This window comes from Pseudomonas sp. BF-B-30 (genome assembly GCF_019956305.1).
Lineage (GTDB): Bacteria > Pseudomonadota > Gammaproteobacteria > Pseudomonadales > Pseudomonadaceae > Aquipseudomonas > Aquipseudomonas jessenii.
Genome location: NZ_JAHBDG010000071.1, coordinates 1 through 3,123 on the forward strand (window position 1 = coordinate 1; position 3,123 = coordinate 3,123).

At 61.6% G+C, this 3,123-nt stretch carries 2 protein-coding genes and 1 pseudogene; 2 read left to right on the forward strand and 1 reads right to left on the reverse strand.

The features are described from left to right. Positions 1-122: 122 nt before the first annotated feature. On the forward strand, positions 123-1,253 hold the full coding sequence (locus tag KGB29_RS25850) for a P1 family peptidase (RefSeq protein WP_150815267.1): 1,131 nt from the start codon (positions 123-125) through the stop codon (positions 1,251-1,253). 317 nt (positions 1,254-1,570) lie between these two features. On the opposite strand, the gene KGB29_RS25855 is transcribed toward KGB29_RS25850, so the two are convergent. Then, positions 1,571-2,293 (reverse strand): GNAT family N-acetyltransferase, encoded by a 723-nt coding sequence (locus tag KGB29_RS25855; RefSeq protein WP_150815266.1) that lies wholly within the window; start codon positions 2,291-2,293, stop codon positions 1,571-1,573. A 294-nt stretch (positions 2,294-2,587) separates the two neighbouring features. On the opposite strand from KGB29_RS25855, the pseudogene KGB29_RS25860 reads away from it, so the two are divergent. Continuing rightward, positions 2,588-3,123, forward strand: a pseudogene (locus KGB29_RS25860) (hypothetical protein); the annotation flags it as partial.

Sequence of the window (3,123 nt, forward strand, 5' to 3'; positions counted from 1 at the left end):
AGCGTCGTATCAGTCGCCAATAATGTTGGCTGGCACACCGCTTTCGCGAGCAAGCCCGCTCCCACAAGAAACTGCAGTGCCCCACCAATTTTTTCTGCCACGAATCGAAGATGAGAAAAACCATGAAACCACGCGCCCGCGACCTGAACATCCCGATCGGCCAACTGCAACCCGGCCCGCTCAATGCCATCACCGACGTCCCCGGCGTACGGGTCGGCCACAGCGACGTACGAGGTCGCACGGCCAATGGCCGCGACATCCTCACTGGCGTCACCGTCATCGAACCGCGCGCCGGTTCCACCAGTCAGCAACCCTGCTTTGCCGGCGTGCATGTGCTCAACGGCAACGGCGATGCCACGGGGCTGGAGTGGATACGCGAGGCAGGCTTGCTGACCAGCCCCATCGCCTTCACCAACACCCACAGCCTGGGCGTGGTGCGCGACGCGCTGATCGTGCTCGACCGCGAGCAGCAGCCGGATGACGGGCGCCTCTACTGGAATATGCCAGTGGTGCTGGAGACCTTCGACGGCCTGCTCAACGACATCAACGGTTTTCACGTGAAACCTGAACACGTGGCACAGGCTGTGCTTTCGGCGGCGGGCGGCCCGGTGGCCGAAGGCAATGTCGGCGGTGGCAGCGGCATGATCTGCCACGAATTCAAAGGCGGCATCGGCACCGCGTCGCGCCGCTTGAACAGTGCCCAGGGTGGCTGGACGGTGGGGGCGATTGTCCAGGCCAACCACGGCATTCGCAATGAGTTGCGCGTCGATGGCTACCCGGTCGGGCGCTACATGGAACAGGTCGATTCGCCGTTCCTCAAGGCCTCGTTGCCCCATCCGGGCATGGGTTCGATCGTGGTCTGCCTGGCCACCGATGCGCCGTTGCTGCCGCACCAGTGCACACGCCTGGCCCAGCGCGCCAGCCTCGGCCTGGCCCGCACCGGCGGCGGCAATGAAGACCACAGCGGCGACATCTTCATAGCCTTCGCCACCGGTAACGATCACGTGCCACCGGCTGCCTACGAGAGCAAGAAAGCACCGACCACCCACAATCTGAGCATGGTCAACAACGACCACATCAGCGAGCTGTTCCTGGCCGCCACCGAAGCCGTGGAAGAAGCCATCATCAATGCCCTGCTCGCCGCCGACACCGCCGAAGGCAACGGGCATGGGGTGCCGGGGCTGGATGCCGAAACCTTGCTCAAGGCGTTGCGCCGCGCCGGCTGGCCGGGGGATGCGACTAGCGGTACTTGAGTGAAACACTCGGTCTTTTTAGGATGAACTTACGCAGCCGCTTGCTTGCGCAAGCCGCTGCGTAGGTGGTGAGTGAACTGAACCCCTACCAAGCTCACCACTTGTTTCATGCGCATCTTGAGCCTCACGGCTCCACTTCCTCCCCATCAAGAGCTTTGAGGCTCTTTTTTTACCTCTGAAAACCAACACTGTTCATTGTGGGAGCGAGCTTGCTCGCGATAGCGGTGTATCAGCCACAGTAAATATCGACTGACCCGGCCTCATCGCGAGCAAGCTTGCTCCCACAGGGGGATTTGTGGGGGTTCAGGAGAGTGCGATCAGACCAGGCGCAATCGAGGGCCAGCGGCCGGCACCGCATCGTCACCCAACCGCCCCCGCACAAACGCCTGAGCCTTGCGCGTCAACTGGTCCAGATGCCGGTCGCGCTGTTTTTCCGCGTCGGTCATGGCCCGCTTGCCATGCTTTTGCAGCAGGTAGGTATGAATCTGCCGCACTTCCAGCGAGCTGTAGATCGACGCCACATCCAGCAGCGCCATCAAGCCAGCGGTAGCGTGGTCGCGAGTGTTCATCAACACCTGGGTCGCACGCACGCCCACCACCCCAAAGCCCATCGCCTCGAAATACGGCACCTTGGCCACCGCGCAGGTCAGCTCGGCATGGGGGTAGCGACCGACCATTTCCCGCAGCATCCGCCGGGCCACGCCCTGGCGCCGATACTCGGCCTGCACTGCCATGTACGCCACGCCGCAGGCCTCGGGGTCGTCCTGCACCGGCAGGTACAGCACAAAGCCCGTTACCTTTTGCGGGTCGTCTTCGTCCGTGGCGACGATCAACTCCACGGCAATGCCTTTTTCACCGTTCAGCGCTTCCAGATACAGGTGCACCTCATAGCCGATCGCGTATTGATAGAGGTTGTACAGCAGGTTGCTGGGCGGGATCGCGACCATGCTGATGTCGGTCAGGTTGTCGACCACCATCTGCAGGATCTGGCTATTGATGTGCTCGGGGCACGGGGTTTTGAAATGGCTGATCAGGGGCATTGCGGTGACAGGCTCCGGGAGGCAAGGGCCGCCTATCATAGCGCGCCCGGCACGTCCGGTCCGAAGGTGATGGACAGACATCCACCCTCCTTGAACCATGCGCATCATTTTCAAGGCCGACAACAGTGAGTCCGGCACACATTGTGCTGGATGAACTTGCCTCTTCGCGATCAGGCCTGCTCCTTCAGGGGACAGCGGTATTGCCCACACCTCAATCTGCTGTGGGAGCTCGCCTGCTCGCGAAAGCGGTTACCACTACACCGACCTCGGGTATGAACGGGGGAGAACGGGTGGGTGAAAGCCCCCAACGTTGAGGATTCCCACCTACTGCGCCATCAGGACCAAAACCCAAACCGCCAGCCTTTTGATATCAAACAGTTTTTTGTTTCCCCCAAATTTCCCCGCGACTGGCACACCTATTGCGTCCAGCGTTTTGCGAACGTCAGCCACACCGACGCGTCCCGAGGAAAAAAGATGAAAAACAAAACTGACCTCAAATCGCTCGGCTTTTTCAGCAAACCGGGCATCGCCGCTGTGATGCTGATCAACGTCAGCCTCGGCATCGTCAACGCAGCACCGCTTGACGATGTCAGCCCGCCGCCGCCAACAGATCCGTCGGCGTATACCAACCCGCCGGCCGACCCCCAAGCCGCGCTGGATGCCATAGAAACCATGCCTCCCACCAACCAGGGCTCCTACGCCCTGCCCAATGGTGTGTACGGCACCCGCACCACGCCAACGACCGACAACGTGCTGCCGCCAGCCCTGCAGACATCCTTCAAAATCCCCACCAACGGCAAGCCCAGCCCATTGTTCGGGGCCCAGCCGTA